This is a genomic window from Paenibacillus silvestris (assembly GCF_009882985.1).
GTDB classification, from domain to species: domain Bacteria; phylum Bacillota; class Bacilli; order Paenibacillales; family NBRC-103111; genus Paenibacillus_E; species Paenibacillus_E silvestris.
The window spans coordinates 191,070-216,954 of the sequence record NZ_WTUZ01000021.1 but is presented as its reverse complement, the minus strand read 5'-3'; the positions used below and the strand labels follow the sequence as shown (position 1 = coordinate 216,954).

Genomic DNA, 25,885 nt, shown 5'->3' with positions numbered 1-25,885 from the left:
CCATGAAATTCTATGTATAATATGCCCAGTTAATGGCAAGCATTGAGTTTATATTCTTGAGGAAAGGAGAGAAATGAATCCATGGAGCTAAACATGAGCGCAGATGAAGTGCTAGGCCATATTGTGCAGCTTCACAGCACAGGGGAATCACTAGCCAAGAAAAATGTGAAGAAGCTGCATCCTGATCTAATGAAAAACGCCCTGTATTACTACCCAAGTTGGGAACACGCCTTGCAAAAAACAGGAGTGGGCAATATCGTTCACTAAACATACATAGTCACACATAGAAAAGCTCCGAGAGGCGGCGAATTGCCACCCTCGGAGCTATTTTTTAACCTTATTCCTCTTCAATAACTTCCCACTCCACCTGAATCATACGATCCACCCAAGTACGTATCTTAATTTCAATCGCACTCTCGATTTCTTCCTCCGTCATTTCCCCAAGCTTATGCTCAGCTATTTCAAGCACATCTTGCTTTACCATGTCGCCAGCCACAGCCAATTGAATGCTGATACGCAACTCACTCACCCTTTTCGACTCACCTATAATTTGTTTACATAAAAACTTTCCATTGCGACTAGTTCCATTGATATTTACAATAAAGAAGTGCAAGAAACATTCTACAACGAAAAGAGGAACGTCCTATGTCCAAATCGCAAGCGCAAAAGCTGCGGCAGCGTCATTTACGAGAAGGTAAACTCGATCCTGCGATTCATCGTCTGCACTGGAACGGCGTGAATCCCGTATCCAAAAAGACCCCAAGCCTCAAAGAATTACAAGCCAAACAACTGCATAAGCACAAATCAAGGAATTTGAACCATCCACATGGGGACGATTCCTTTTTTCATGAAATTGTAATGCCTTGCTCAGCCGCATAGTGGATGAAGGCTTCTTTCTCATCAGGACGAAACGTGTACTTGCAATCAAACCCATTAAAAAACAGCTTCCACTCCGTAACAACGCCATCTTCATCCACTGCCAACTCGGCTACATATAAAGAATCAGGCTCATCTTCGAATTGCAGACCGATATGGAGCTGCACCTTGCCTTCCACTATTTCCTGTTCACAATAATCGATTATCACGAGCGCCAGGGCCTCCTATTGAAATAAAACTTTTTTATTTATATAATATACTAATGCGCCCAAGCTAATAAAGATAAGGGCATGCTAGTAGGAGGAATTACTTATGGCTTATGATCCGCAAGTAGTAGACGCAACAATCGTTAGTGATAATAAAAAAAATGGTCTTTTCGAAGTGGTCGTTTCATTGAAAGACCGGAACAAATGCCGTTTATTCTTTGAAAGAGATTCCGAAACCGGAATCGGCAGAGTTACCGATTTGAATAGATTGATGAAAGAACCTTGCCCGATCTGCCGCAAAGATTACCTTTGCAACTGCCTAGACCGTTATAAAGATTCCATCGCAGATCAAGCTTTAACACTCATAAAATAATACTTGAAGCCACAAATGGTTGGACAGGAGCATATCCTGACCAACCATTTTGCTTTATTTCGCCTTATAACGCTCGCAGGCACGGATCCAATCTGTCACAATGCCCGGATTCGAAGCGAAATGCAAATGTGTGTAGCCAGCTACAAGGTTGCCTTTGGCGTACCCTTCTGTTTTCATCCCCTTACGTCCACTCGATTGAAACGCAGCCGGTATAACTACTCCCTCCGCCGCTTCAAAAGTGGAATAGTGAAACTCATGTCCTCGTGCCTTTCCCTCAGATGAGAGTAGGAAGTTGTCTTCATGCATACCCTTTATTTCACGGTAGCCTAATGCGGCTAGTTTCTTTTGCATGGTAACCTTCCCAGGAACAAGTCCTACCATGGTATAAGCGTTTCCTGTTGTATCTACAATCTGCTCCGTTAAATACATGAAACCGCCGCATTCCGCCAAGGTTGGGAGGCCATCCCCAATCCGCTTACGGAAAGACGCCTTTACCTGCTCATCTGCACCTAAACGCTCAGCAAATTCTTCCGGAAACCCGCCTCCGATGTATAAGCCATCTGCATCTGAGGGAACTTCTTCCCCTGCGAGAGGCGAGAAGAATACGCACTCTGCGCCTGCATCTTCCAGCAGCTCAAGGTTCTCAGGGTAATAAAAGTGAAACGCTGCATCCTTGGCTACTGCAATTTTGACACGCTTCGGCGATGTAGTATTTGCGTCAGTAAACAGCAGCGGCCGAGTTTCAACAGGCGGTGCCACCGCCACCTCAAGCAGCTGCTCCAAATTCACAAAAGCGGCTACCTGCTCAGCCAATTTGTCAAAAAAGGGCTGCAGCTCACCTCTCTCGATGGAGGGAACAAGTCCTAGGTGCCTTTCCGGCAGCTCAATACTCGCATCACGCGGCAGGTAGCCAAGAACAGGAACAGCGCATTCCTGCTCGATCGCCTGCTTCACCATCCCGTAATGGCCTTCACTCCCGGCACGATTAACGATGATTCCGACAATGTTGTCGCCTTGCCCAAATTGCTGAAAGCCTTTGACAATGGCTGCTGCGCTTCTTGCCATGCTCGCAATGTTCACAATAAGAATGACGGGAGCTTCAAGAATACGGCCAATATCAGCCGTGCTTCCTTCGTCTGTGGATGGATCTTTGCCATCGAACATCCCCATCACCCCTTCGATAACCGAAATATCGGAACTGCCGCTTCCTCGGACGAACAGTTCCTTAACCCCTTCACGGCCTACCATCCACGAATCCAAATTGCGGGAAGGCCTGCCGGTAACAGCGGTATGATAGGTCGGGTCAATATAGTCAGGGCCGCATTTAAAACCTTGAACGGATAGTCCCCTTTTTTGCAATGCAGCCATAATACCAATGGAAAGGGTTGTTTTACCTACACCGCTGCCTGTTCCAGCAATAATAATTCTGCGTATCACGCGTTTATTCATAGATAGCCCGATAAAGCCCTTCTAGTAAACTTTGATAGTTGGTCGCTTCATAGCTCATTTCCGAAAATGAGACATGGATAACTTTATTACTCGTTTTGACAATAAAAAAACTGTCTTCCGCCCGATTCGGGTCAATATATGTATAGCATTCGAGCTGGCTGCTTCCTGTTTTTTGACGTAAAAACTCAGTAGCTTCCGCACTTGCATTCGCATATTTAGGCATAGTTGAATTCCTCTCAATCGTATAAAGTAATGCTTACTAGTATAACGTATTTCGTGATGAAAAATCCAAATACCAAAAGACCCGGTGAAGCACCGAGTCTCTCCGAACTACCCATATTCATTTCAATGGCGCCTTTTTCCTCTTTAGAGCCAAATAACCGCCTAATAGGGAAACCGGCACAATAGCGAAGAAGCCAATAAGCTCATACCATAATGGGATACCGTTATCGCTTATCATCGAATCAAACCCGATAGCCGCCCCTATCACACCAATACATGCAGCATTGAAGTATTCCGCACGTTTGGCCACCCTAGCAGCGACATACCCGCCAAGAAACGACCAGAACAGGCCAATTACTAAAAACAATAGTAAAAGCATGACATTCGAATAAAATGTGCTTACAGCCTGCTCATTCACTGGGCTACTCCCAAAGTAAAGGCTGCCAATCAGTGCAGTTGATACCAAAGTCCCCAAATTATCAACGGCAATACCTAGCAGAACGCCCAGGAAATGAAATTTTCTTTCACTTTTTTGCTCAACCATAGATTATTCTACTCTCCTGATTACTTGTCTAAATCCTACCCATCATACCATGCTGAGGGCCTACTATCCAGTTTCTTACCATCTCTTGCGATTAACTCTGCGCCTTCCACCAGGTAGTGGTCTGTATTGTATTGGCATGTATATCAACGGTTTGACCAATTTTCGGCGTTGCGATACGGACGTGATGTAGATTTGCTGCCCGAACTGCCCGCTCCACTGGATCGAACCAATCATGCAGCGCTAAAGTGAAAGCCCCCCAATGGATGGGAATGAGCAGCTTTCCTTTCACCTCCATATGGGCTTGTACGGTCTCTTCCGGCAGCATGTGTATATCAGCCCAGCGTTCGTCGTATTGCCCGCATTCCATTAATGTAACATCGAAAGGGCCGTATTTTTGGCCAATCGCTTTGAAGTGTGGCGAATACCCGCTGTCACCACTGAAAAAGACACTTGACTGCTCTCCTTTGATCACCCATGAGCACCAAAGTGTAGCGCCGCGGTCTGTCATGCTTCTTCCTGAGAAATGCGTTGCCGGTGTACACGCAAATGTCAGTCCATCATAGGTGAACTCATCCCACCAATCGTATTCCGCGATCTTTTCTGGCGGTACGCCCCATCTTTCCAGATGGCCTCCGACCCCAAGCGGGACTAGAAACTTATTCACTTTGTGCTTAATTTTCAGTATTGAACCATAATCCAAGTGATCATAGTGATCATGAGATAACACGACAGCATCAATAACAGGCAGCTCCGCGACTTCAAAAGGCAAATCGCCGCTGTATCTCCCTTTCCCGAACCAAGGAAAAGGTGAGGGTGCTCTGCCAAACATAGGATCAAGCAAAAGCGCTTTACCCTCGATGGTAAGCAATGACGCTGAATGGCCAAACCAGGTAACCTTCGTTTCGGCATCCTTTTGCAGAAGAGGGACATCCATGACTAAGGGTGTGGCCGGTCGACGATTAGGCGCGCTTTTGGTAAAATCACGCAAAATGCCCAACGTCGTTCTTAAATTCATATCCATCCCCGTCGGAACAGGATTCTGAAATTTCCCTTGCACATATTGGGGAGAGCGTGATAATTTCTGTGCTTTTTCCTGGGAAGGTCGCCGCCCGAATACCGGATATCCATACATAAATAGAACAATGACAACAATAAGCCCCACAACAATCGCTAATGTTAATAACAACTTCTTCGCAGCCTCCAGCTTTACCTTACGGTGATTAATATGTTTTGACTTAGATGTATAACGTAAATTTGTAAAGTTTGGTTCCATTTTTTTGCGATTCGGGACAACAGCACAATCCGTCTTAATGCCCAAACATTATTTTGAAAATAGTCATAAGCTATCTCGAAACACAAACCAAATCTCAGTTGGAGGTTGATTCGGATGAGTTGTGGAACTGGTGGGTATAATTCTTCAGCAGCAATCTTGGTACTCTTCATTTTGCTGGTAATCATCACTAGCGCATTTGTTTGGTAATTAAACACTACGGAAAGGCTACCTACATGATAGGTAGTCTTTCTGGCATGCCGCCTGTGGTTACGTTATTATTTCATTCACAGCGGGTTCGCTTGTGATTAATTCATATAGATCTTTTACTTCACAACCCAAAGTATCAGCAATAGAAATAGCCGACTTCAGCGGCATGATCCGTTTATTGTCCACGAAATCAGCGAGTTTCTCTGGCTTATAGTGCAAAACCTGGGCTAATTCTTCCATCGACATCCCCGAATCTTGTAAACGCTCACGAAGCAGACACTTGCCGAGTTCATATTTCATTGCAAAATCCTCCGTTCTCCTTCGTTGTAATAAACAATAAAACCCAATAAACCGAATGGTTCATTGGGTCTTTATGTGGTTATAAAGATTTATAAAGATTCTAACTGTCTCAAGAAACCTTATGCTCAATTCTGAGCTTATCTGCCACCATCGCGATAAATTCGCTATTCGTCGGCTTCGATTTCGAGATATTAATCGTGTAACCAAAAATAAAGGAAATGCTGTCGATGTTGCCGCGCGTCCAAGCGACTTCAATCGCGTGACGAATGGCACGTTCAACGCGGCTAGGCGTTGTTTTGTACTTTTCGGCAATTGCCGGATAGAGTGTTTTGGTGATCGCGCCTAGAATCTCGATGTTGTTGTACACCATCGTAATTGCTTCGCGGAGATATTGATATCCTTTAATATGCGCAGGAACGCCGATTTCATGTATGATGCTTGTGATATTTGCGTCCAAATTTTTTCCTTTAGGCATGTGCACGACATTGGCGCGTGGCGATGAAGAGGAAGAAGTTGTCGCATTGGATTGATTGTTGCCAACCAACTGACGGATACGATTCGTCAAAGTTTCCATGTCAAATGGCTTTAGTATGTAATAAGAAGCTCCAAGTTGTACCGCTTTTTGGGTAATGTTCTCCTGACCGAAAGCTGTCAGCATAATAATTTTGGGTTGAGCAGGTAGATTCATTTCTCTCATTTTTTCGAGAACGCCCAAACCATCCAAATGAGGCATAATAATATCTAAAATGAGTACGTCTGGTAATTCACGTTGTTGTTCGAGAAAGCGAAGGACTTCATTACCGTTATACGCGACTCCTACAATTTCCATATCCTCTTGCTCACCAATGAACTCGGATAATAAATGGGTAAACTCTCGGTTATCGTCGGCTAGTAATACTTGAATTTTTTGCAACGTAAAATCCTCCTTTAGCTACTGGGCAGGTTTGGTTATTTCTCTCTTAAGAAAGGTATTCGACACCCCAACTTAAATTCCTTCTGTCGAATATTATTTTTCTTTTCTTTTATTTCACTTTCTTATATAATAATATATTTATCTTCTGCATACTACATTTTTCGACAAATTCAAAGTAAAACGGATATTCCGGTGTAGAATCCGGTAAAAATAAAATAAAAAATCAAAGGCTTTTAGCTCGCCTTTGATTCTTTGAAACTCGCTCCGTTAGAGGGTCTGAGAATAATCCCTGAGTCTTGCAGCATCCACTCGATAAAGCAGCCATAGCCGCTTGTAGGGTCGTTAACAAACACATGCGTGACAGCGCCTATGAGTTTCCCATTTTGAATAATTGGGCTGCCGCTCATCCCTTGCACAATCCCGCCTGTTTTATCTAACAAACGAGGATCTGTGATTTTGATGACCATACCTTTTGTTCCAGGCGTGTCCTGTTTAGATACGTGAACAACTTGGATATCGAACTTCTCAACTTTCTGACCTTCGACGACGGTATAAATTTGGGCTGGACCTTCCTTCACTTCCTCAGCGAAAGCAACAGGAATCGCTTCTTTGTCCAAGCTGTGGTCAGGAGCAGCATACATTTTGCCGAAGATACCGAAAGCTGTGTTTCGTTCGATATTGCCAATCACTTTACTGTCTTTGTAAAGAGTAGCATGCTTTTCACCGGGATCACCGTTGTGGCTTTTGGATATGGAGGTCACATTGGAGTACACAATATCCCCGTCACCTACGATAATTGGCGTCTGAGTATCCATATCCGTGATGACATGCCCTAGAGCACCATATACACCCTGATCAGGCGCATAGAAGGTCAGAGTGCCAACGCCCGCGGCTGAATCGCGAATATATAACCCTAAACGATATGACTTGTCTACAACATCATAAACAGGCTGAAGTTTAACTGAAATCTCTTCGTTGTTGCGCAGGATTTTGAGATCCAGAGGTGTTTTGCTTTCACCAGATTTGGCAACCAGGTCTGCAACCTTACTGACATCCTTCGAATCCTTGCCATTGATTTTGGTAATCAGATCACCTACTTGAATTTTTGCTTCTTCACCAGGTGACACTTTTTGGTCTGGGGCAACAGTTACCAAGTGATGACCTACCACCAGAATACCGGCAGACTTAATCTTCACTCCGATGGTTTGGCCACCTGGAATGACTTTTAAATCAGGCACGACATTCACTTTCACCGTTTTAATGGGAATTGCGCCGAACAGCTTGAGCTTCATTTCGGTTTGCCCAGAGTGATCGGATTGTAGTGAAATGGGTTCGTTGAGATTAACTTGAAATGAGTGCTGAGCATTGCCATTTACTTTCACGATGTCCGTGTCTTTGACAGTTACTTGAGCGCTGACAGGCATCGTTAATTGCAGCTGCTTCCCTTGGCCGCTAAACAAGCGGAGTTCTTGGGGGAAGGAGGCAAAACTTTGAAAAGGCGGAGACAAACTTACCATACAAACGAAGAAGACGAGCAGGAGTCCGAACAATCTTTTCCTTTTGCTGGATTGCAATATCTTCACGCTCCCTCACACATCCTTAGGCCCTGACGAACTGCGTCGTCAAATGCGTACCTATAAGTTAACCCCACTCCCCCTGTTTTATAACTGAAAATGATGACTATCTATACTTTCATACCCTTGCTTTCTTATTTCTTGCCATGGCAAGCATTTCCCCTGCGTGATGCAGCGTCGTTTCCGTCACTTCGACCCCTCCGAGCATCCGCGCCAATTCTTCAATTCGCCCAGAATCCGGCATATCTTGCACCCGTGTGAACGTTCTGTCTTGATCTACTTCTTTGCGAATATAGAAATGAACATCAGCGAAGCTGGCAACTTGCGGTAAATGGGTAATCGAGAAAACTTGACAGCTGCCTGACAAATTGGACATCTTCTCAGCAATCGCTTGAGCCGCTCGTCCGCTCACCCCTGTATCCACTTCATCGAAGACGAGGACAGGAATCTGATCAATACGCGCAAAAATCGTTTTCATGGCCAGCATGATCCGCGACAATTCCCCGCCTGAAGCGATCTTGCTTAGCCCGCGAAGCGGTTCACCTGGATTAGGTGCCATGAGAAATTCAATATGATCAATCCCCTGACGGGAAAACTTCACTTTCTTTCCTTCGACTTCTATCCCATTACGCTCGTCAATCACTTGCTCGACTTGGACGCGGAACTGCGTACGCTCCATCTGCAGATCTCGAAGCTCATGCTCGATCTGTACAGCCAACTGATGAGCAATCCCGCGGCGCAAATTGGAGAGATCAAGAGCAGCGACACCCAATTGTTTTTCCAAGGCAGCAAGCTTCTCTTCAATTTTCCGGATATGCTCGTCCTTATTTTCGATGGTATCGACTTCCGTTTTTATTTTCTCCAAGTATGTAAGGATCTCTTTTATATTCTCTCCATATTTTCGGCGAAGAGACGTGATCGTATCCAATCTTTGTTCAATAAAATCCAAACGTGAAGGATTGAACTCAATACCTTCTCGGTAATCGCGTAGTTGGTAGGCGGCATCCTCAAGCTGATAGTAGGCAGATTGCGCCTGTTCAAGCAGCGGAGTCAAATTAGCCGGGTCCAATTGGACGATGTCTTGAATTTTAGATACCGCCTTACCAGCAGCATCTAAACCTCGGTTCGTTGCATAAAGGAAATCATAAGCATCAGATGAGCTTTGGTATAGTCTTTCTGCATTCGCCAGCTTGCGCTTTTCTTCAGCCAATGTCTCGTCCTCGCCCGTCTTCAGCTTCGCGGCAGATATCTCCTCGATTTGGAATCGATATAAATCCAGCATCTGAAGTGCCTGTTTACTCGTTTCTTGAAGCTCCCGCAAATCTTTATGCAGCTTCATATATTCGTCATAAGTAGATTGATAGATTTTTTTTGCAGCTATAATTTCCGCATCCCCGAACAAATCAAGAGAATGGATGTGCTCTTCGTCATTGAGCAGCGATTGATGCTCATGCTGTCCATGGATATTAACGAGCCATTCCCCCGTTTGCCGAAGCATCGTAAGGTTCACAAGCTGCCCGTTGATACGGCTGGAGCTCTTCCCAGTCGCCGTAATTTCCCGGCGGATAAGCAGATGCTCGCTTGGATCCGCTTGAATGCCTAGCTCTGTCAGGGTGGCCCAAACCGGATGGTTGGGCGGGAGCTCAAACATGGCTTCAATCTCTGCTTTGTCTGCGCCATAACGGACCAAATCGGAAGAACCTCGACCGCCAACAATAAGCGTTAACGCATCAATGATGATTGATTTCCCTGCACCTGTTTCCCCCGTAAGGACATGAAACCCCATTTTAAATCGGATATGCACATGTTCAATAACCGCCAAATTACGAATCGATAATTCTGTAAGCATGTATTCCTCCTGGCTTTAGGATAATAAGGACATAACTTCGTTTACAAAAGTAACGCTTTTCTCTTTGCCGCGGCAAATCACAAGAATTGTATCATCACCGCAAATGGTTCCCATGACACCTTCCCACTCCAGATTATCAATGAGTGCACAGATCGTGTTTGCAGTGCCCGGCAGGCATTTCATGACAACCAGATTATCTGTACTATCAATGCTCACAAAATGGTCGCTAAGCGCTCTACGCAGCCTTTGCATAGGGTTAAAACGTTGATCTGCTGGCATGGAATATTTATATCTCCCGTCATCTAACGGGATTTTAATGAGGTGAAGCTCCTTGATATCTCGGGAAACTGTCGCTTGTGTAACGTGAAAACCGGCTGCCCGCAGGGACTCCACTAGCTCATCTTGCGTCTCAATTTCGTTATTCGTAATGATTTCCCTAATTTTTACATGCCTTTGACCTTTCATGCCTACACCTCTATATGGAATGTGATTTTTTTGATTTTATTCATGGCCATATCGACATAAAGCACCCCGTCAGCCTCCGGGTAAATAAGACTGTAAGCCAGCAGCATATCGCGAATCGAGCTGCCTGTCATTTCAAGCGGTTTGCGTTCCTTGGCTACTTTAACCAGGTAAATGTGATCATCTTTCTGGACAAAATAGTCAATAAAAAGTCTGCTTTCCAGCTGTTCTTTATCATTCAAGGTCATAGAGATTGGAATTTTGGTTTTACCGGCCAGCACGTCAAAGCCAGCGCCTTCCAGCAGCTCAACAATTTCATCTTGAGGAATTTCTGAATGTCTTGGTATTCTGATTCGTTTTTTCGTTGGCCCATCTAACCACCTCTGAAATCGAAAAAAAAGAAAGCCTAAACCTACAATCAGGATCAACAAAATGACTGTGACATCGCCCTTCTCCATTGTCCCTCACCTCGCCATAGTATTCGCGGATATGAACCGGAAATCCTTTTTATGAGGCAAGGATAAACGAACTTCGTCGTCCTTTTCTGGATGAGCGTGTTTGTCAAGGTAGATGCGAAGTAACCGTATAAATCTTATACTTTCTTATCTAGTGAAAAAACCCATCTTTGGCAGCAAAATGGGTGCGCAAAGATGAGTTTATTTGCCATGCAATTTTTGTGCTTCTTTGACAGTAAGGGCAATGAGGTCTTTCAGCGAAGCAGCGTTTGCAAGCGTGGTATCATCATTCGAATCGCTTGACCAGTAAGCTAGAAATTCAATATTTCCTTCTCCACCCGTAATCGGTGAGTACGTTAAACCTTTTAAACGAAAACCAAGTTCTTCAGCAAAAGTCAGCACCGTGGTCAACACTTCAATATGTACGTCAGGATCTCGCACAACACCAGATTTGCCCACTTTCTCTCGCCCTGCTTCAAACTGGGGTTTAATGAGCGCAACAACGGCTCCCTCGTTCAATAAAATTTCTTTAAGGGGAGGTAAAATAATGCGCAAGGAAATAAAAGAAACATCAATACTGGCAAATGTAGGCCGCGGGCCGTTCAAATCTTCCATTGTGGTATAACGGAAGTTCATTCTTTCCATCACTTGAACACGCTCATCATTACGAAGCGACCAATCCAATTGATTGTAACCTACATCAACAGCGTAAACCTTAGCTGCACCGTTCTGTAGTGCACAATCCGTAAACCCGCCCGTAGATGCACCGATATCCACCATCACTGCGCCCTCTAGATTGATATCGAACTGCTTTAAAGCTTTTTCCAGCTTAAGACCGCCTCTACTTACATAAGGATGAAGCGCTCCTTTCACTTTCAACACAGCTTTTCGACTGATCTTCATCCCCGCTTTATCTGCGGGTTCTTCATCAGCAAAAACAAGGCCTGCCATAATGGCGGCCTTTGCTTTTTCCCTGCTTTCAAAATAACCTTGTTCCAAAAGCAATAAATCCAATCGTTCTTTATCCGATGACATTGTGTTTGTCTTTACTCCTATTCGTAGCGTTGCAGCGTTTAGGCTCGTTGTCTTTTGCGAGGCACGAGCTTCTTCACTTCGGCAATTAAATTGTGTGCAGTAAGTCCGACCTCTTCACGTTGTTCCTTCACCGATCCATGCTCAACAAAGTAATCAGGAATCCCCATCACATTAACATGTAATCCGGTGAAATGATTCGCCGCAAAAAACTCCATAACAGCACTGCCAAACCCACCTTGAATCGCGCCTTCTTCCATCGTGATGATTGGAATCGATTCATTCGCCAATTGGCGCAAATACATTTCATCGAGCGGCTTAATGAAGCGAGCGTTCACAACGCGAAGTTTGATGCCTTCTTTGGCTAATTGCTCAGACGCTTCCTCTGCAACCTGAACCATCGGGCCAACCGCCAATACAGCGGCATAATCGCCATCGCGCAGCGTCTCCCAAGTTCCAATTGGAATTGCTTTCGGCGCTTCATCGAGATTTGCCCCAATTCCACTATTCCGAGGATAACGATATGCAATTGGGCCTTCATCATATTCAAGCGCCGTTTGCATCATATCCTGTAGTTCCTTCTCATCCTTCGGCATCATCAATACCATATTAGGCAATGAGCGCAGGAAGGCAATATCGTATACGCCTTGATGAGTTTCACCGTCAGGTCCTACAAATCCGGCACGGTCGATAGCAAAAGCCACATTCAGCTTCGGACGGCAAATATCATGGACGACTTGATCGTATGCTCTTTGAAGGAAAGTGGAATACACGGCAAACACCGGCTTCAATCCTTCACTAGCCAAGCCTGCGCACAAAGTTGCTGCATGCTGCTCCGCAATCCCAACGTCGATCATGCGGCTTGGGAATTGCTTCGCGAACTTAAGCAAGCCTGATCCTCCTGGCATCGCAGGTGTAACCGCCACGATGCGGGAATCCTGTTCAGCCAGTTTCATCAATGTGCTGCCAAAAACCTCTGTATACATCGGAGGTCCAACTGATTTAAGCACTTGGCCAGACTCAATTTTGTAAGGACCTGGACCATGCCAGCTATGCGAGTCTTGCTCAGCTGGCGTGTAGCCCTTCCCTTTGGTTGTGACGACATGCACGAGCACGGGACCTACGACTTTCTCTGCTTGCTTCAAGGTATCCAGTAAAACGGGCAAATTATGCCCATCTACTGGACCAATGTAGGTAAAGCCTAACTCTTCAAACCAAACTCCGTTCAAAACAAAATATTTGAGACTGTCCTTCAGCTTCTCCGCTGTTTTTGCCAACGTGCCGCCAATGGCAGGTATTTTCTTAAGTAAATGTTCAACTTCTTCTTTCGCCTTCAAATAATGACGATCCGAACGGATCTTGCTTAAATAATTATGAATCGCCCCGACGTTGGGCGCAATGGACATTTCATTGTCATTCAGAATGACCATAATATTTTTCTTCTCATGACCAATATGATTCATGGCTTCTAGCGCCATGCCGCCAGTAATAGCACCGTCACCGATGATGGCAACGACTTTGTTGTGTTCGCCTTTCAAATCGCGCGCCATGGCCATACCCATAGCTGCAGATAAAGAAGTACTGCTGTGTCCGGCTTCCCAGACATCATGTTCACTTTCGGATCGCTTGATAAACCCACACAAGCCTTTGTATTTACGCAATGTATCAAACTTATCCTTGCGGCCTGTCAAAATCTTGTGTACATACGCCTGATGACCCACATCAAAAAGCAATTTATCATAGGGGCTGTGGAACAAGGTATGTAGTGCGATGGTGAGCTCAACCACACCTAAGTTCGAGGACAGATGTCCACCTGTAACGGATAACTTTTCGATCAGAAATTGACGGATTTCACCAGCCAATACCTCAAGCTCCGCCATGGATAACCGTTTCAAATCCTCAGGTCGATTGATTTGTTCGAGCAGCACGCTTGTTTCCTCACTTTCAATGTGAAAATACTGAGATTCATTTGACCATTATAGCATAGTTTTGGGCAAATCGTGAAAATCCACCCCGAAGAACAACAAAATATGTAAAATTAACCTTTAATGATCTCTTTGCATTAAATAATCAGCAAGCTGGAATAGCCTCTCCGGATTCTTAAATCCGCCTTGCAGAAGCGCTTTCTTGGCTTGCTCAGTCAATTCTTTAACCTTCATCTCTGAAGCCTCGAGCCCTATAAAATAAGGGTAAGTCACCTTTTGTTGTTTCTCATCACTCTTCACCGGTTTGCCGAGTTTGGTCTCATCCCCGATAATATCCAAAATATCATCCTGGATTTGAAAAGCAAGTCCAATCGCATTCCCGAATTCACTTAACGCAGCTAACTGCCCCGTTGTGGCACCGGCAATATGCGCCCCCGCCCGTAATGAAAATACGATGAGATCACTCGTTTTATGCAAATGGATGAACTCTAATTCCTCAAGTTTCGTTAAACCTTGTTCTCCCAGCATGTCAGCTGCCTGACCGCCAACCATTCCCCTTGCACCAGCATATGCAGCAAGTTCTTCAGTTATAGCCAACACTCGTTCTGCTGGAATGCCGTGAACTTTGTGTGCCTGCGTGATGCTGTAGAAGGAATGTGTCAACAGAGCATCTCCAGCAAGAATAGCCATGGCTTCTCCATATACTTTGTGATTCGTCAGTTTACCTCTGCGGTAATCATCATCATCCATCGCAGGAAGATCATCATGAATCAATGAGTACGTATGTACCATTTCTATGGCAAGTGCTACGGGCAATGCCGCTGCTTGAGATCCTCCGAGCGCCTCAGCTGCTGCAAGAACCAGAATAGGCCGCAGCCGTTTGCCGCCAGCCATCAGGGAATAGTTCATAGACTCTCGCAATGAAGCCGGAACATTCCACTGTGCAGGAAGCGCTTGTATTAATGCTGCTTCGACCATTTCAGCATTCGAAGCAATATATTCACGAATTGTGGACATTGTCTTCAACCTAATTCCCCTTATCTTCCAAGACAGGTTGGAAAGGCTTTCTGCTTACTGCGCCTGTTTCCCCTTCAACCAGCATCTCAATTTTCTTCTCGACTTGCTCGAGCTTCACACCGCACAAGTGAGAGAGCCGCACACCTTCTTGATAAAGCTCAATCGCTTTCTCGAGAGGCACGTCACCGCTTTCTAATTGCGCCACAATGCGCTCCAACTGCTCAATAGCCAGTTCAAAGCTTACTTCCGTTTCATTCGTTGACATTATGGTTTTCCTCCATCCCCGATACTTGGCAGTTTAGTCTGCCATCCTTGAGGCGAATCTTCACATGGTCCCCAACCTTCACTTGGGTAACAGATCGAATGAGGACCTGGTCCTCCTCGTCATACGCCAGACTGTAGCCGCGCTGCATGACCTTCAGCGGGCTAAGGGCGTCCAGATGACGGACGCTGGCTTGCCACTCCTGCTTCTTCGCACGCAGGAGGGTCTGCATGGCCGTGAGCATCTGCCGCCCCGAAGTATCGAGGCGCCGCCTAGCGAACACGGCCTGCTCTTTGGGATTGAAGCTGCTGAGCGTACGCTCCAGCTTCATGTGCCGTTCCGCCAGCCGCTGAACGCGCTGGCGCATCCGGTAACCGAGCTGCTCCGCCAGCCGATCGAGCCTCTCCGCAGGCTGCATTAGCAGCTGCCTGCGGGGGTTCGTCAGGAACGGGGAGCGCTTCGCGCGCTCCAGCCGTTCCTGCTTGCGGCGCAGCTGCTGCAGCAGCCCGTAATGCAGGCGCTGCGCCTGCTGCGATAGCTGCTGCTTGAGCTCGGCGCGGCTAGGGACGGCGAGCTCCGCCGCCGCCGTAGGCGTCGGCGCTCTCAGATCCGCGACGAAGTCCGCGATCGTGAAGTCCGTCTCGTGCCCGACGGCCGAGATGACAGGAATCGCGGAGGCTGCAATAGCCCGCGCCACGGCTTCCTCGTTGAACGCCCAGAGCTCCTCCAGTGAGCCGCCTCCGCGGCCCACGATGAGCACGTCGGCTTCACCGAGCCTGTTCATGGCTTCGATCGCTTTGACGATCGAAGGAGCTGCTCCTGTCCCCTGTACCAGTACGGGGTACAGGAGGATTTGCACCGACGGAAAGCGGCGCTGAAGCGTGATGATGACATCACGGATAGCGGCCCCCGTCGGGGAAGTGATCACGCCGATCGCGCGCGGAAACCGAGGAATCGGTTTTTTGCGCTCCGCCGCGAACAGCCCTTCCGTTTCGAGCTTCTTTTTCAGCTGCTCGAAAGCCAAATACAAACTGCCGATGCCATCCGGCTGCATCGCCGTCACATAGAACTGGTAGGCTCCGTCACGTTCATACACGGATATATTCCCTCGGGCGATTACCTTCGTGCCCTCTTTTGGAATAAACCCTAACCTCTGGTTATGCGAGGCGAACATGATACTCTTCAGCCTGCCATCGGCATCCTTCAGCGTAAAATACATATGGCCGCTGGAATGATGAGTGAAATTAGAAATTTCTCCTCGCACCCATACATCCTGAAGGCGATTGTCGCCTTCAAGCAGCATTTTAATATAACGGTTCAAATCCTTGACAGAAAAAATCTTCGTCTCGTTTTTACCCATAAGCTCAGTTAAACACTCACATTCACTTTAGCGGCGCGACTTGCAGCATCCACCGTATTGCGAAGCAGCATCGTAATTGTCATCGGCCCTACACAACCCGGCACCGGTGTAATTGCGCTTGCTATTTCTTTGACTGCTTCGAAATCCACATCTCCAGTCAACTTGCCGTCAGCAGGACGATTCATACCTACATCAATGACAACTGCGCCTGGTTTGACGTGCTGGGCTTTAATTAAATGCGCTTTACCCACCGCAACAACAAGAATATCAGCTTGCTTCGTAATCTCCTCCATATTCGGAGTACGTGAATGAACAATAGAAACAGTAGCATGCTCACGCAGCAATAACATAGCCATTGGTTTTCCAACAATATTGCTTCTTCCCACGACAACAGCATGCTTGCCAGCGATTTCTACTCCTGTACGTTTCAAAATTTCGATAACCCCATGAGGTGTACAAGGCTTCATACCGTCTTTACCGATCATTAAATTACCAACATTCACGGGGTGAAAGCAATCCACGTCTTTCAAAGGGTCGATTTCATCAACAACAGCTTCTTCATCAATATGTTTAGGCAGGGGTGATTGCACAAGAATGCCATTAATTTTGTTGTCGCTATTAAATTTGTGAATGAGTGCGATTAATTCTTGCTGTGTCGTAGCTTCCGGCAGACGGTGCACTTCTGAATAAATGCCTACGTCGTCGCATGCTTTTGCTTTATTTCTGACATAGACTTGCGAAGCTGGGTCTTCCCCTACGATAACAACCACAAGACCTGGTTGATGGCCACTAGCCGTAAGCGTAGCAGCATCCGCCCGAATTTCCTCACGAATAGAACTTACCAATTCTTTTCCATTAATAACTTGTGCAGACATGTTTTTTCCCCCTAAAAATGTTGTGAACATCATCTTCGTAAGCTGTTAATTTAAGTTGGTGTGACCTTGCTTTTCAATTCTTCGACTTCTTTGATCATTTTACCAAGAACACCGTTGACGAATTTACCAGACTCATCTGTACCATAGTGCTTAGCCAAATCAATCGCTTCATTCACGACAACTTTCGGCGGAACATCGTCTCTGTACAGCATTTCGTAAACAGCCAGACGCAGCACTTCACGATCAATGCGTGACAGCCTGTCCATTGCCCAGCCTTTTAAATATTCCTCAAGCAATTCATCAATTCCAACCTTGTTGCTATATGTCCCCTCAACCAGCTCTATAATATAAGCTGAATCAATTTTCTCGCCTTTGATATCCAATTGCGTTTCATTGTCAGTTTCCGCTTCATGAACGGAGACTTGGACAGCTTCCTGAGGGGTGGCCTCATTCATCTGGATTTGATATAAACTTTGTACAGCAATTTCACGTGCAACTCTGCGTTTCATTTTGTTCCTCCTAAGAGTTTTGCTTGAGCAAAACTGTCTTCGTAAGCATTAACTTCGAGTTTTGCTTGGCAAAACCGTTTTCGACCTTTTAAGCTCTTTTTGTTAGTATACGTCATAATGGAGCCAATCCAAACAAAAAAATCCATGGATGTACCAGGGATTTTAGCGAAACATTCTCCATTTTTGCGTGAGATAGCGCCAAATGTCTTCAAGCATGACGAAACTTTCCTTGCGATCCAGTTTGTTCCCAATGTAAAATCCGACCAGAACAATGAATGCAAAGATCAACATATCCCAAAATCCAAAAAATAAATAAATGAAGCCGAAGAAAATGCCTGCTGCCACTCCGATCACTTTGCCCCTATGGGACTCCCACAATTCATTCCACATGAGTGGGTTCACCTCTATTCGACTCGGCTTTTAAACGTTGGGGCTGATTGCACGATATTTGCTACGAATACGGTTACGGAAGCTACAGGAATACCAGTAATGTCCTCTATGTAACTTTTCACAGTACTTTGCATCTCTTCTGTGAGCTCAGGAATCGAACTTTCCCCATCTACAACGGTTCTGAGTGTAATTTCAAGACCTGATTGATTCACTCTTACTCGTGCGCGCAGGTCTTTGGCGCCTTTCGTACGACCAGCAGCTTTCAATGATAAATTCTCGACGGTTTCCATGGAAATGCGAATATCACCAAAATCTGTGCGTTGGTCAATCGACGGCGCTTGTGCGCGTCCGCGGCGAAGCGTTAGAATGAGAAAACGAACAGAAATTAATAGCATGATCAAGCTAATAATAATGGCTGGATATGCATAGTTCTTCTCGAAATAGAAATTATGTAACGTTTGACCTGCTTGTTCTATCGGGATCCAGCTCGATGCTGTGAACAATACAAGGATAGATGCAACGAATATAATTAGGCTATAGAGAAGCAGCAAGAGCCTGTCCACAATTTTACCCACGTAAGCTTGTCCCCTTCCTATAGTTAGAGGAAACCCCCTGCATGCTGTAGGGGGTTTCAATGATCCATATGGATGCAGCAATTCCGCCTTATTTCACTCGACCAGCAGCTGCTGTTTCTTCTTCAACCGGTTTTTCTGCCTGTTTAAAATGCACATCATGAATATGAACATTAACTTCAACGACGCTAAGTCCTGTCATTGATTCAATTGCGTGCTTCACATTCTGTTGAATGGCGCTAGCCACTTCAGGAATGCGATTACCATATTCGATAATAATGGAGACGTCAATGGCAGCTTCACGTTGTCCGACTTCTACCTTTACGCCTTTGGACAAGTTCTTGCGTCCAAGCAATTCAGCAATGCCGCCAGCAAGTCCACCGCTCATCCCCGCTACTCCTTGCACTTCCACCGTTGCCAAACCGGCAATGATTTCGATAACCTCGGGGGCAATTTGGATGCTGCCCATGTCTGTCTTGACGTAATCCGGAGCGATTGTGCTCATTGTGGCACCTCCTAAGAATTTTTGGATAAGCCATCCTTAATTTATAACTATACCATTTTGCCAAAAATATGACAAATGATTATCTACGAGTCTGCGTCGTTCACATCGTGCTCTTCCAAGAATTTAATATCATGGTCGCCCTTGATAAACTTCTTGTGTTCGAGCAGCTTCAGATGAAACGGAATTGTTGTGTGGACACCATCAACCGCAAACTCCGTGAGCGCTCTTTTCATACGGGCAATCGCTTCTTCACGCGTACTTCCCCAGACGATAAGCTTGGCGATCATAGAATCATAGTGCGGAGGAATTGTGTATCCCGGATAAACGGCGCTGTCAACGCGAACTCCGAATCCGCCTGGCGGCAAGTAGAATTTCACTTGGCCTGCTGAAGGCATGAAGTTCCGGTTCGGATCTTCTGCGTTCACACGGCACTCAATCGCCCAACCGTTGATACGAACATCGTCTTGTGAGAAGGATAACGGGTTGCCTTCAGCAACATGAATCATCTCTTGAATAATGTCGATGCCTGTGATCATTTCTGTTACAGGATGCTCAACTTGAATTCTCGTGTTCATTTCCATGAAGTAGAAATTGCCGTCAGGTCCAAGTAAGAACTCTAATGTTCCTGCACCTGAATAATTAACAGCTTTGGCTGCGCGAACGGCTGCCTGCCCCATCGCTGCACGCGTTTCCGGCGTTAGGATTGGACAAGGTGCTTCTTCTACGAGCTTCTGTCTACGACGCTGAACGGAACAATCACGCTCACCTAAGTGAACAACGTTGCCATGTTTGTCCGCTAAAATTTGAATCTCAACATGCTTCATGCCAGTCAAATATTTTTCCAAATAAATACCAGCGTTGCCGAAAGCATTTTGGGCTTCTTGTTGTGCAGCCGTAATTTGCGAGACAAGCGTATCTTCATTCTCTGCAATACGAATGCCTTTGCCGCCACCGCCAGCTGTCGCTTTAATGATAACGGGGTAACCAATATCTCTTGCGATGACGATTGCGTCGTCTACGTTCTCAACCAAACCGTCAGATCCTGGAATGATTGGCACTCGCGCATCTTTCATCGTTTGTTTGGCAACCGCTTTGTCACCCATGCGACTAATGGCATCAGGTGAAGGGCCGATGAACGTAATGTTGCAGCTTTCGCAAATTTCTGCGAAGTCGGCGTTTTCCGCTAAAAATCCATATCCGGGATGAATGGCGTCACATTCTGTTAGTGTGGCAACACTCATCAGGTTCGTGAAGTTCAAGTAGCTGTCCTTGGACGCAGTCGGACCAATACAATAGGCTTCATCAGCAAGTCGCACATGCAGCGCTTCACGATCTGCTTCCGAATAAACAGCCACGGTATAAATGCCCATCTCACGGCAAGCTCGGATAATACGAACAGCTATTTCTCCTCGGTTCGCTATTAGGATTTTATGAAATTTCATTAATTTTCCTCCTAAGAGTTTTCCGTTAGCAAATACTAACTTACTCCGGTCTCACCAAAAATAAAGGTTGTCCGTACTCAACAAGTTGACCGTTTTCAACGAGTATTTCAACAATTTCACCTTTGATTTCAGCTTCAATCTCATTCATCAATTTCATAGCTTCAACAATGCACACAACCGTTTTGTCGCCTACTTTTTGACCAACACTTGCGAAAGGAGCAGCGCCAGGAGAAGCAGACTGATAGAAAGTTCCTACCATCGGTGAGACGATCTTATGTAAAGATGAGTCCTCTTGCTTAGCATGTCCAGTAGTCGCAGGTACAGAAGTTTCCAAAGCCGCAGTTGGTGCTGCGTGAGGAACACTTGCTTGACCGATCGGAGCATATGTGTGTTGAACTGGTGCAGTTACGTATACAGGCTCTGATTTATTCGGCTTGCGAATAGACAGGCGAGCACCTTCAGTTTCAATTTCAAGTTCTTGTAAAGAGGATTGATCGACGAGTTTGATTAACTCTTTGATTTCACTCAATTTGAACATTCATGTCACTCCTTCAAAGTTGGTGAACCAGTAAAAAATGCGGTTTCATAGCCGCAACGTATGTATTATACCCATAAACGCAAGAAATGGAAAGAGTCCAGTTTTGTCTGGACCCTTTCCTGTGCCCTCCCTTGCAGGGTTGACAGCTCTTTTATCCTATGGACGAACGTATTGAATTTTGATATTTTCTGGAGCTGCACCAAGCTCTTTGACAACCATATCAACGATTGTAACACCTTGGCTTTTCTCCAATTTATCGCTTTGAACTGTCACTTTCCATTTATTCCCATCTTGGTTAACGATCGCTTGAGGGAAGTCTTTCATGAGCACATCTTGGAGATTTTCAACTTTATCTTGAACATCAGTCAATTTGGATAAATCATTCGTTGCTTTAGCGACAGCTTCAGGCGACTTTTTCGTATCGATAATGATTTCCATCAAGTCGGAGGAAGCTTTGGCGAAATATTCACTTTGTTTCATTTGCTCGCTTGTGAAGAAGTCGCTGGCCGATGTTGCTTTGGCTTGCTCTTCCATTTGCTTCAGCACTTGATCGTCGGTTTTCACGTCTGTTTTTGCATCTACTTTCACGTCTGTTTTCGCATCTGTTTTAACATCTGTTTTTGCGTCAGTTTTTGCGTCAGTTTTCGCGTCTGTTTTCACGTCAGTTTTTGTTGAATTTTGCGGCGTTACGGCTTTTGTGTCGACTTTTGCATCTGTGCCAGTTGTTGCTTTTACGTCTGTTTTTGCAGCATTTGCAGTATCAACCTGCGCCATATCAATCTTCACTTCTTGGCTCTGTTTCGTCGTTTCCGTCGACGCCAGATCGAGTTTATTCACATCCTCGGTGAACAAGTAATACGCGGAAAGCACCACCATCAAGCTAAGCATAGATACGAGCCAAATTGTTTGTCTTTTTGCGTTCATTTTATATTCCTCCTCAATTTTGATTACCATTTGGATTTATTGATTTATTCCCCTGTTTTCCGGGGTAAAATGGAGACGCGATTCACTGGGACATCAAGTCCACGCTCAACGGCTTCCGAAATCATCTTCTTCACCGTCAAATTCTCAGCGCCTTTCGCAACTACGATGACGCCTCTGATCTTAGGTTTGATATATTTGAGCACAAGCGGTTTCTGGTCGCCTGACACTTGATAGATAACCACTTCACCGCTTCGCGTGACCTGGGATATATTCCTAGTCGCCCCGCCATTGTCGCGTTCTGTCGTCATTTGCTGGTTATCATTGTAATTTTTGTCGACGGTCATTTCTTCCGTTGACTCAATTGTGACCAGTACTTCAACATCGCCAACACCAACGATTTTTTGTAAAATCTCTTTGAGCTGCGACTGATACGCCAGTTCATATTCGTGAAAGGCCGAGTTTTCCTTGGATGTATTATTGAGAAATGTTTCTTTACTGGGAGGCGGAGAGGCTCTGCCCGCAGTGATGGGATCAACCTCTTTTACAGTCATAAATGCATTCATAATCATCAGCGCCGCTCCCATGAGTCCGATCATGATGACCCATAGGAGAGTGTTCTTACGTTTCGGTCCTCCCGGACCTCCGCCGAATTTGTTCTCCATCCATTGCAGCAATGTTCCCATCGATTCACCTCGCAATCCTTCCATTCCCTTGTTCAACTTGGATATCAATGCGTGCAGGTTCAACCAACCAATTGCGCGTAATGCCTTGCTTCAGCCTTTCAACTTCCTGCTCGTGAGGTACTGCAGCGTGAGCCGATGCTGTTGTTTCTTTCTCATTCGCTTTAATTCTTATCGGATCAATCGGCTTAACCGGTTCCATGACAGCAATACTTTTGGACCCAGCAGCAGGACTTGACTTGCTTTTGACTTCTATATCATCAAGGGTGACCCTGACTTTCGTTATGGCAGGCTTCCCATTATTGTCAATTTGTGCGACTACCTGAACGTCTTGGACGGTTAGCTCCGTCTGTTTCTGAATATCCTCTTTCATCAGTCCGGCGAGCTGCGTCTGGATCATCTGCTGAGACTGCACTTGACCCGCTGCTTGGAGCTTCTGAGCATCCTTCGTAATCACATCGAGTGATTTCATCCATGGTGTTCCTCCGCTCCCGCTTGCCAGCATCGTCTTTTCGTTTTGCTGCTGTTCCGCTTGAGTTAACAACTGATCCACATCCCAATCTTTCTGGAATAACTGCAAAACAGGTGTTAAAAGGGTTAGTAGGATGAATAGGCTCATGACCGTTTTTACATAGCGCTGCATGGTGTTGCTGGGAAGCAGAAGATCAACGAAAGTGGCCAGCATGATGACCATGATGACTGTTCTCAGCCATCCGCCTAACCAATCCATAGCGATACTCCTTTCATCGCATCATCACCGAGACGTTACTGATCGTAATCATGATCGTTAAAGCTAGGAAGAACATTAAACTGACAGCAGCCAAAGCAGCGAAAACGTAAATCAAGCTTTTTCCAATCGTCTGCAAGCAAGCAATAATCGGGCTGTCTCCTAAAGGCTGCATAACCGCTGCAGATAAGTTGTAGATAAAAGCTAAAGTCAAAATCTTGATCGCCGGGAAAGCGCACAGCATGATGAGAATGACAACTCCGACAAGACCGATCGCATTTTTCACGAGCAAGGACGCGCCTATGACCGTCTCCGTCGCATCGGAGAATAATCGCCCTACTACAGGAACGAAGTTCCCTGTAATGTATTTGGCTGTTCGGATGGCTACACCATCTCGCACCGCTCCAGCAGATCCTTGTATCGAAATCACCCCGAGGAAAACAGTAACGAAGACCCCAAGCATGCTAAGACTGATCGTGCGAAGCAGGTTCGCCAGCTGCGTGACTTTGTATTTCTCACTTAAGGAGCTCACGATGTGCAGAACAGCTGAGAAGAACAACAACGGAAAGACAAACACGTATATGGCCGTACCCACCGAATGAATCATGAAAACGATGAGCGGATGCAGGATGGCTACTGAGGTTACATTGCCCATAGAAGCTAGCAGCGTCAGCAGCAAAGGCATGATGGCAATCATGAACTCGATCATCGAGGTAATTGCCGTTTTGGCATACCCGATTGCTACGCTGAAGGAATTGATTGCGATAATAATCAAGACCATGTACGTAATGGAGTAGCCGAGCCTACTTACCGTATTTCTTTCAAAAGAGCTCTGCAGCGTTTCGAGAATCATACTGAAAATCGTCAGAATCACTATGGAAGCGAGCAGCTTGCCATTAATGATGATTTCATGGAATACATAGCGTAAAAGTCCTTTGAAAATGCTTTTCATGCTAATGCCCTTGGTACCCAGGAGCAGTTCCATGAAGGTTGGCGTCTTGCTTTCGGGAAAATAGCCGCCGTAATCTTTCATGAGCTTATCCCAATATTGCTCGACTGGCTCCGTATTCAAGTGCTCGGCTTGCTCCTTGATAATGGCGTCTGTCGGTGATTCAGCTGTCGTGAAGTTCGACATGCCGAGCCACAATGCCATTGTCATGATGAACAAGATGATCCAGCGGTTGTTCAGCTTCTGGTGCGAATAAAGTAGGTTCATTTGAGTCACTCCTAAATGGATCATCTAAGCAGGGAGCAGCTTAACGACAGTCTCAATGATGACGGTAATGATTGGAATCGCCATCACCATAATGAGCACTTTCCCAGAGAGTTCGATCTTGGAGGCGATGGATTCTTGTCCGGCATCTCGCACGATTTGGGCACCGAACTCAGCAATGTAGGCGACACCGATGATCTTCAGGATCGTTTTGAGAAACACCATATTGATATTTGACTTTTGCGCTAAATCTTCAAGCACCTGGATGACACTGGAGATCTTGCCGATCAGAAACAAGAAAATCATGATGCCCGTAAAGGCGGCCAGCAAGAACGCAAACATGGGTTTCTGCTCTTTGATGATGAGCGTTAGTATTGTAACGATGAGCCCCAGGCCTACAATCTGGATGATTTCCATACGGCGCACCTCATTGGAATAGGAAGATCGTTTTGATTTCTTTAAACAAATGATCGAGCATGCTGACAACCATGAAGAGCACGACCACGAAGCCAATGACCGTGACCCAGTGTGCCATATCCTCTTTCCCCATTTGCTTGAGCACCGAATGGATCATCGCGATGATGATGCCGATGCCGGCAATCTGGAAAATGGCATTCACATCTACGTTCATTCCAGGCACCTCACTCTGTTGACAAGGAACTTCTGCCATAAGGCAAGTCCCCTGCTTCCCTTAATACATCAAAATTACGATTAATGCTCCGATAAGGACACCTAGGCTTTTCCACATTTTTTCGTAACGTCTTTGATCTTCCCTAGACTCTGTTTCTTCTGCCTGAAGCTGGGAGATAGCGAGCCGCAAATGCTTGATTTGATCACTGCGATCCGTTACGCCTAGTACAGACCCTAGCTGCAGTACAACCTCTTGTTCGGCTTGCTTCATCGATGTTCTTCCCCAAACATCCTTAACACTTCTATGCCAGATGTCACGAGTTGACGTCCCATCATTCGCTGACAAACGCTCCGATGTTAATCGAAACAAGGAGGATAGTGGTTCAGCAACTTGCTTGCCAAGAGAGGAGAATGCTTCAGGCAGTGGTGTAAGGGCATATGTGATTTCTGTCTCCATGCGTCCAAGCGCTGAGATCAACAGCCGGATTTGTTTAGGACGCCTAACATAATGAGCAGCTTGCAGAAAGCCATATAAGGTGGCGGCACTGATAATGAGCACCCCGCCAACGAATTTCAGCATC

The 25,885-nt window shown here is 45.8% G+C and carries 35 protein-coding genes; 4 read left to right on the top strand and 31 right to left on the bottom strand.

Annotated features, from left to right (window positions below; translation table 11 throughout):
* The first annotated feature begins 93 nt into the window (after window positions 1-93).
* Window positions 94-267, top strand: coding sequence for a hypothetical protein (locus tag GQF01_RS19600; RefSeq protein ID WP_235960045.1), 174 nt, complete (start codon window positions 94-96; stop codon window positions 265-267).
* A gap of 70 nt (window positions 268-337) precedes the next feature.
* Here the strand turns inward: GQF01_RS19600 and GQF01_RS19595 are convergent, their stop codons facing one another.
* Window positions 338-529: a hypothetical protein gene (locus GQF01_RS19595; protein ID WP_235960102.1), complete on the bottom strand. Its 192-nt coding sequence runs from the start codon at window positions 527-529 to the stop codon at window positions 338-340.
* A gap of 116 nt (window positions 530-645) precedes the next feature.
* Between GQF01_RS19595 and GQF01_RS19590 the strand changes: the two genes are divergently transcribed.
* Window positions 646-879: a hypothetical protein gene (locus GQF01_RS19590; protein ID WP_161408421.1), complete on the top strand. Its 234-nt coding sequence runs from the start codon at window positions 646-648 to the stop codon at window positions 877-879.
* On the opposite strand, the gene GQF01_RS19585 is transcribed toward GQF01_RS19590, so the two are convergent.
* On the bottom strand, window positions 846-1,085 hold the full coding sequence (locus GQF01_RS19585) for a hypothetical protein (RefSeq protein WP_161408420.1): 240 nt from the start codon (window positions 1,083-1,085) through the stop codon (window positions 846-848). The genes GQF01_RS19590 and GQF01_RS19585 overlap by 34 nt on opposite strands.
* Window positions 1,086-1,188: 103 nt before the next feature.
* Here GQF01_RS19585 and GQF01_RS19580 point away from each other — a divergent pair, with 103 nt between their 5' ends.
* On the top strand, window positions 1,189-1,455 hold the full coding sequence (locus GQF01_RS19580; RefSeq protein ID WP_145655423.1) for a hypothetical protein: 267 nt from the start codon (window positions 1,189-1,191) through the stop codon (window positions 1,453-1,455).
* 54 nt (window positions 1,456-1,509) lie between these two features.
* Here GQF01_RS19580 and GQF01_RS19575 read toward each other — a convergent pair whose 3' ends face one another.
* From GQF01_RS19575 to GQF01_RS19560, 4 genes are all read right to left on the bottom strand, one after another.
* Window positions 1,510-2,904, bottom strand: a complete 1,395-nt coding sequence (locus GQF01_RS19575; protein WP_161408419.1) for a cobyrinate a,c-diamide synthase — start codon at window positions 2,902-2,904, stop codon at window positions 1,510-1,512.
* Complete coding sequence (locus GQF01_RS19570; protein WP_161408418.1) at window positions 2,897-3,127, bottom strand: hypothetical protein; 231 nt, start codon at window positions 3,125-3,127, stop codon at window positions 2,897-2,899. Before GQF01_RS19570 ends, GQF01_RS19575 begins: the two co-directional genes overlap by 8 nt.
* A 117-nt stretch (window positions 3,128-3,244) precedes the next feature.
* The gene (locus GQF01_RS19565) at window positions 3,245-3,670 is read right to left on the bottom strand and encodes a hypothetical protein (protein ID WP_161408417.1); all 426 of its coding nucleotides are present in this window, start codon (window positions 3,668-3,670) and stop codon (window positions 3,245-3,247) included.
* Between the two features lie 91 nt (window positions 3,671-3,761).
* Window positions 3,762-4,856 (bottom strand): MBL fold metallo-hydrolase, encoded by a 1,095-nt coding sequence (locus tag GQF01_RS19560; RefSeq protein WP_161408416.1) that lies wholly within the window; start codon window positions 4,854-4,856, stop codon window positions 3,762-3,764.
* A gap of 201 nt (window positions 4,857-5,057) precedes the next feature.
* On the opposite strand from GQF01_RS19560, the gene GQF01_RS19555 reads away from it, so the two are divergent.
* Entirely contained in the window at window positions 5,058-5,150 is a 93-nt protein-coding gene (locus GQF01_RS19555) for a YjcZ family sporulation protein (protein WP_145655433.1), read from the top strand.
* Between the two features lie 60 nt (window positions 5,151-5,210).
* Here GQF01_RS19555 and GQF01_RS19550 read toward each other — a convergent pair whose 3' ends face one another.
* The 25 genes from GQF01_RS19550 to spoIIIAB form a co-directional block, all read right to left on the bottom strand.
* Entirely contained in the window at window positions 5,211-5,450 is a 240-nt protein-coding gene (locus tag GQF01_RS19550; RefSeq protein ID WP_161408415.1) for a helix-turn-helix domain-containing protein, read from the bottom strand.
* A gap of 109 nt (window positions 5,451-5,559) precedes the next feature.
* The gene (gene spo0A / locus GQF01_RS19545; protein WP_145655435.1) at window positions 5,560-6,363 is read right to left on the bottom strand and encodes a sporulation transcription factor Spo0A; all 804 of its coding nucleotides are present in this window, start codon (window positions 6,361-6,363) and stop codon (window positions 5,560-5,562) included.
* Window positions 6,364-6,596: 233 nt separating this feature from the next.
* Complete coding sequence (gene spoIVB / locus GQF01_RS19540; RefSeq protein ID WP_202556550.1) at window positions 6,597-7,937, bottom strand: SpoIVB peptidase; 1,341 nt, start codon at window positions 7,935-7,937, stop codon at window positions 6,597-6,599.
* 118 nt (window positions 7,938-8,055) lie between these two features.
* Complete coding sequence (gene recN / locus GQF01_RS19535) at window positions 8,056-9,786, bottom strand: DNA repair protein RecN (RefSeq protein ID WP_161408413.1); 1,731 nt, start codon at window positions 9,784-9,786, stop codon at window positions 8,056-8,058.
* 15 nt (window positions 9,787-9,801) lie between these two features.
* The gene (gene ahrC, locus GQF01_RS19530; RefSeq protein ID WP_161408412.1) at window positions 9,802-10,251 is read right to left on the bottom strand and encodes a transcriptional regulator AhrC/ArgR; all 450 of its coding nucleotides are present in this window, start codon (window positions 10,249-10,251) and stop codon (window positions 9,802-9,804) included.
* Between the two features lie 2 nt (window positions 10,252-10,253).
* Complete coding sequence (locus tag GQF01_RS19525; RefSeq protein ID WP_161408411.1) at window positions 10,254-10,706, bottom strand: hypothetical protein; 453 nt, start codon at window positions 10,704-10,706, stop codon at window positions 10,254-10,256.
* 198 nt (window positions 10,707-10,904) lie between these two features.
* Window positions 10,905-11,738, bottom strand: coding sequence for a TlyA family RNA methyltransferase (locus tag GQF01_RS19520; protein ID WP_161408410.1), 834 nt, complete (start codon window positions 11,736-11,738; stop codon window positions 10,905-10,907).
* A 38-nt stretch (window positions 11,739-11,776) separates the two neighbouring features.
* Window positions 11,777-13,663, bottom strand: a complete 1,887-nt coding sequence (gene dxs, locus GQF01_RS19515; protein WP_161408409.1) for a 1-deoxy-D-xylulose-5-phosphate synthase — start codon at window positions 13,661-13,663, stop codon at window positions 11,777-11,779.
* Between the two features lie 117 nt (window positions 13,664-13,780).
* On the bottom strand, window positions 13,781-14,677 hold the full coding sequence (locus GQF01_RS19510) for a polyprenyl synthetase family protein (RefSeq protein ID WP_161408408.1): 897 nt from the start codon (window positions 14,675-14,677) through the stop codon (window positions 13,781-13,783).
* Between the two features lie 10 nt (window positions 14,678-14,687).
* The gene (xseB, locus tag GQF01_RS19505; RefSeq protein WP_145655445.1) at window positions 14,688-14,942 is read right to left on the bottom strand and encodes an exodeoxyribonuclease VII small subunit; all 255 of its coding nucleotides are present in this window, start codon (window positions 14,940-14,942) and stop codon (window positions 14,688-14,690) included.
* On the bottom strand, window positions 14,929-16,299 hold the full coding sequence (xseA, locus tag GQF01_RS19500) for an exodeoxyribonuclease VII large subunit (RefSeq protein ID WP_161408407.1): 1,371 nt from the start codon (window positions 16,297-16,299) through the stop codon (window positions 14,929-14,931). Before xseA ends, xseB begins: the two co-directional genes overlap by 14 nt.
* 8 nt (window positions 16,300-16,307) lie before the next feature.
* Window positions 16,308-17,174 carry a bifunctional methylenetetrahydrofolate dehydrogenase/methenyltetrahydrofolate cyclohydrolase FolD gene (gene folD, locus GQF01_RS19495; RefSeq protein ID WP_161408406.1) on the bottom strand — a complete coding sequence of 289 codons (867 nt, stop codon included), beginning with the start codon at window positions 17,172-17,174 and terminating at the stop codon, window positions 16,308-16,310.
* Between the two features lie 50 nt (window positions 17,175-17,224).
* Entirely contained in the window at window positions 17,225-17,683 is a 459-nt protein-coding gene (gene nusB / locus GQF01_RS19490) for a transcription antitermination factor NusB (RefSeq protein ID WP_161408405.1), read from the bottom strand.
* A gap of 162 nt (window positions 17,684-17,845) precedes the next feature.
* Window positions 17,846-18,073 (bottom strand): DUF2273 domain-containing protein, encoded by a 228-nt coding sequence (locus GQF01_RS19485; RefSeq protein ID WP_161408404.1) that lies wholly within the window; start codon window positions 18,071-18,073, stop codon window positions 17,846-17,848.
* Between the two features lie 14 nt (window positions 18,074-18,087).
* The gene (gene amaP / locus GQF01_RS19480) at window positions 18,088-18,648 is read right to left on the bottom strand and encodes an alkaline shock response membrane anchor protein AmaP (protein ID WP_161408403.1); all 561 of its coding nucleotides are present in this window, start codon (window positions 18,646-18,648) and stop codon (window positions 18,088-18,090) included.
* 88 nt (window positions 18,649-18,736) lie between these two features.
* Complete coding sequence (locus GQF01_RS19475) at window positions 18,737-19,150, bottom strand: Asp23/Gls24 family envelope stress response protein (RefSeq protein WP_127449647.1); 414 nt, start codon at window positions 19,148-19,150, stop codon at window positions 18,737-18,739.
* Window positions 19,151-19,233: 83 nt separating this feature from the next.
* Entirely contained in the window at window positions 19,234-20,592 is a 1,359-nt protein-coding gene (gene accC / locus GQF01_RS19470) for an acetyl-CoA carboxylase biotin carboxylase subunit (RefSeq protein ID WP_161408402.1), read from the bottom strand.
* Between the two features lie 40 nt (window positions 20,593-20,632).
* The gene (gene accB / locus GQF01_RS19465; protein WP_161408401.1) at window positions 20,633-21,130 is read right to left on the bottom strand and encodes an acetyl-CoA carboxylase biotin carboxyl carrier protein; all 498 of its coding nucleotides are present in this window, start codon (window positions 21,128-21,130) and stop codon (window positions 20,633-20,635) included.
* Window positions 21,131-21,286: 156 nt separating this feature from the next.
* The gene (locus tag GQF01_RS19460; protein ID WP_161408400.1) at window positions 21,287-22,054 is read right to left on the bottom strand and encodes a SpoIIIAH-like family protein; all 768 of its coding nucleotides are present in this window, start codon (window positions 22,052-22,054) and stop codon (window positions 21,287-21,289) included.
* A 44-nt stretch (window positions 22,055-22,098) separates the two neighbouring features.
* A complete protein-coding gene (spoIIIAG, locus tag GQF01_RS19455; protein WP_145655463.1) occupies window positions 22,099-22,737 on the bottom strand; it encodes a stage III sporulation protein AG in 639 nt (212 codons plus the stop codon).
* A 4-nt stretch (window positions 22,738-22,741) separates the two neighbouring features.
* Window positions 22,742-23,464 (bottom strand): stage III sporulation protein AF, encoded by a 723-nt coding sequence (gene spoIIIAF, locus GQF01_RS19450; RefSeq protein WP_161408399.1) that lies wholly within the window; start codon window positions 23,462-23,464, stop codon window positions 22,742-22,744.
* 13 nt (window positions 23,465-23,477) lie between these two features.
* Window positions 23,478-24,677, bottom strand: a complete 1,200-nt coding sequence (gene spoIIIAE / locus GQF01_RS19445) for a stage III sporulation protein AE (RefSeq protein ID WP_161408398.1) — start codon at window positions 24,675-24,677, stop codon at window positions 23,478-23,480.
* A gap of 24 nt (window positions 24,678-24,701) precedes the next feature.
* Window positions 24,702-25,091, bottom strand: a complete 390-nt coding sequence (spoIIIAD, locus tag GQF01_RS19440) for a stage III sporulation protein AD (RefSeq protein ID WP_127449633.1) — start codon at window positions 25,089-25,091, stop codon at window positions 24,702-24,704.
* A gap of 10 nt (window positions 25,092-25,101) precedes the next feature.
* On the bottom strand, window positions 25,102-25,305 hold the full coding sequence (gene spoIIIAC / locus GQF01_RS19435; protein WP_029197158.1) for a stage III sporulation protein AC: 204 nt from the start codon (window positions 25,303-25,305) through the stop codon (window positions 25,102-25,104).
* 60 nt (window positions 25,306-25,365) lie between these two features.
* Entirely contained in the window at window positions 25,366-25,884 is a 519-nt protein-coding gene (gene spoIIIAB, locus GQF01_RS19430; protein WP_161408397.1) for a stage III sporulation protein SpoIIIAB, read from the bottom strand.
* Between the last annotated feature and the right edge of the window lies 1 nt (window position 25,885).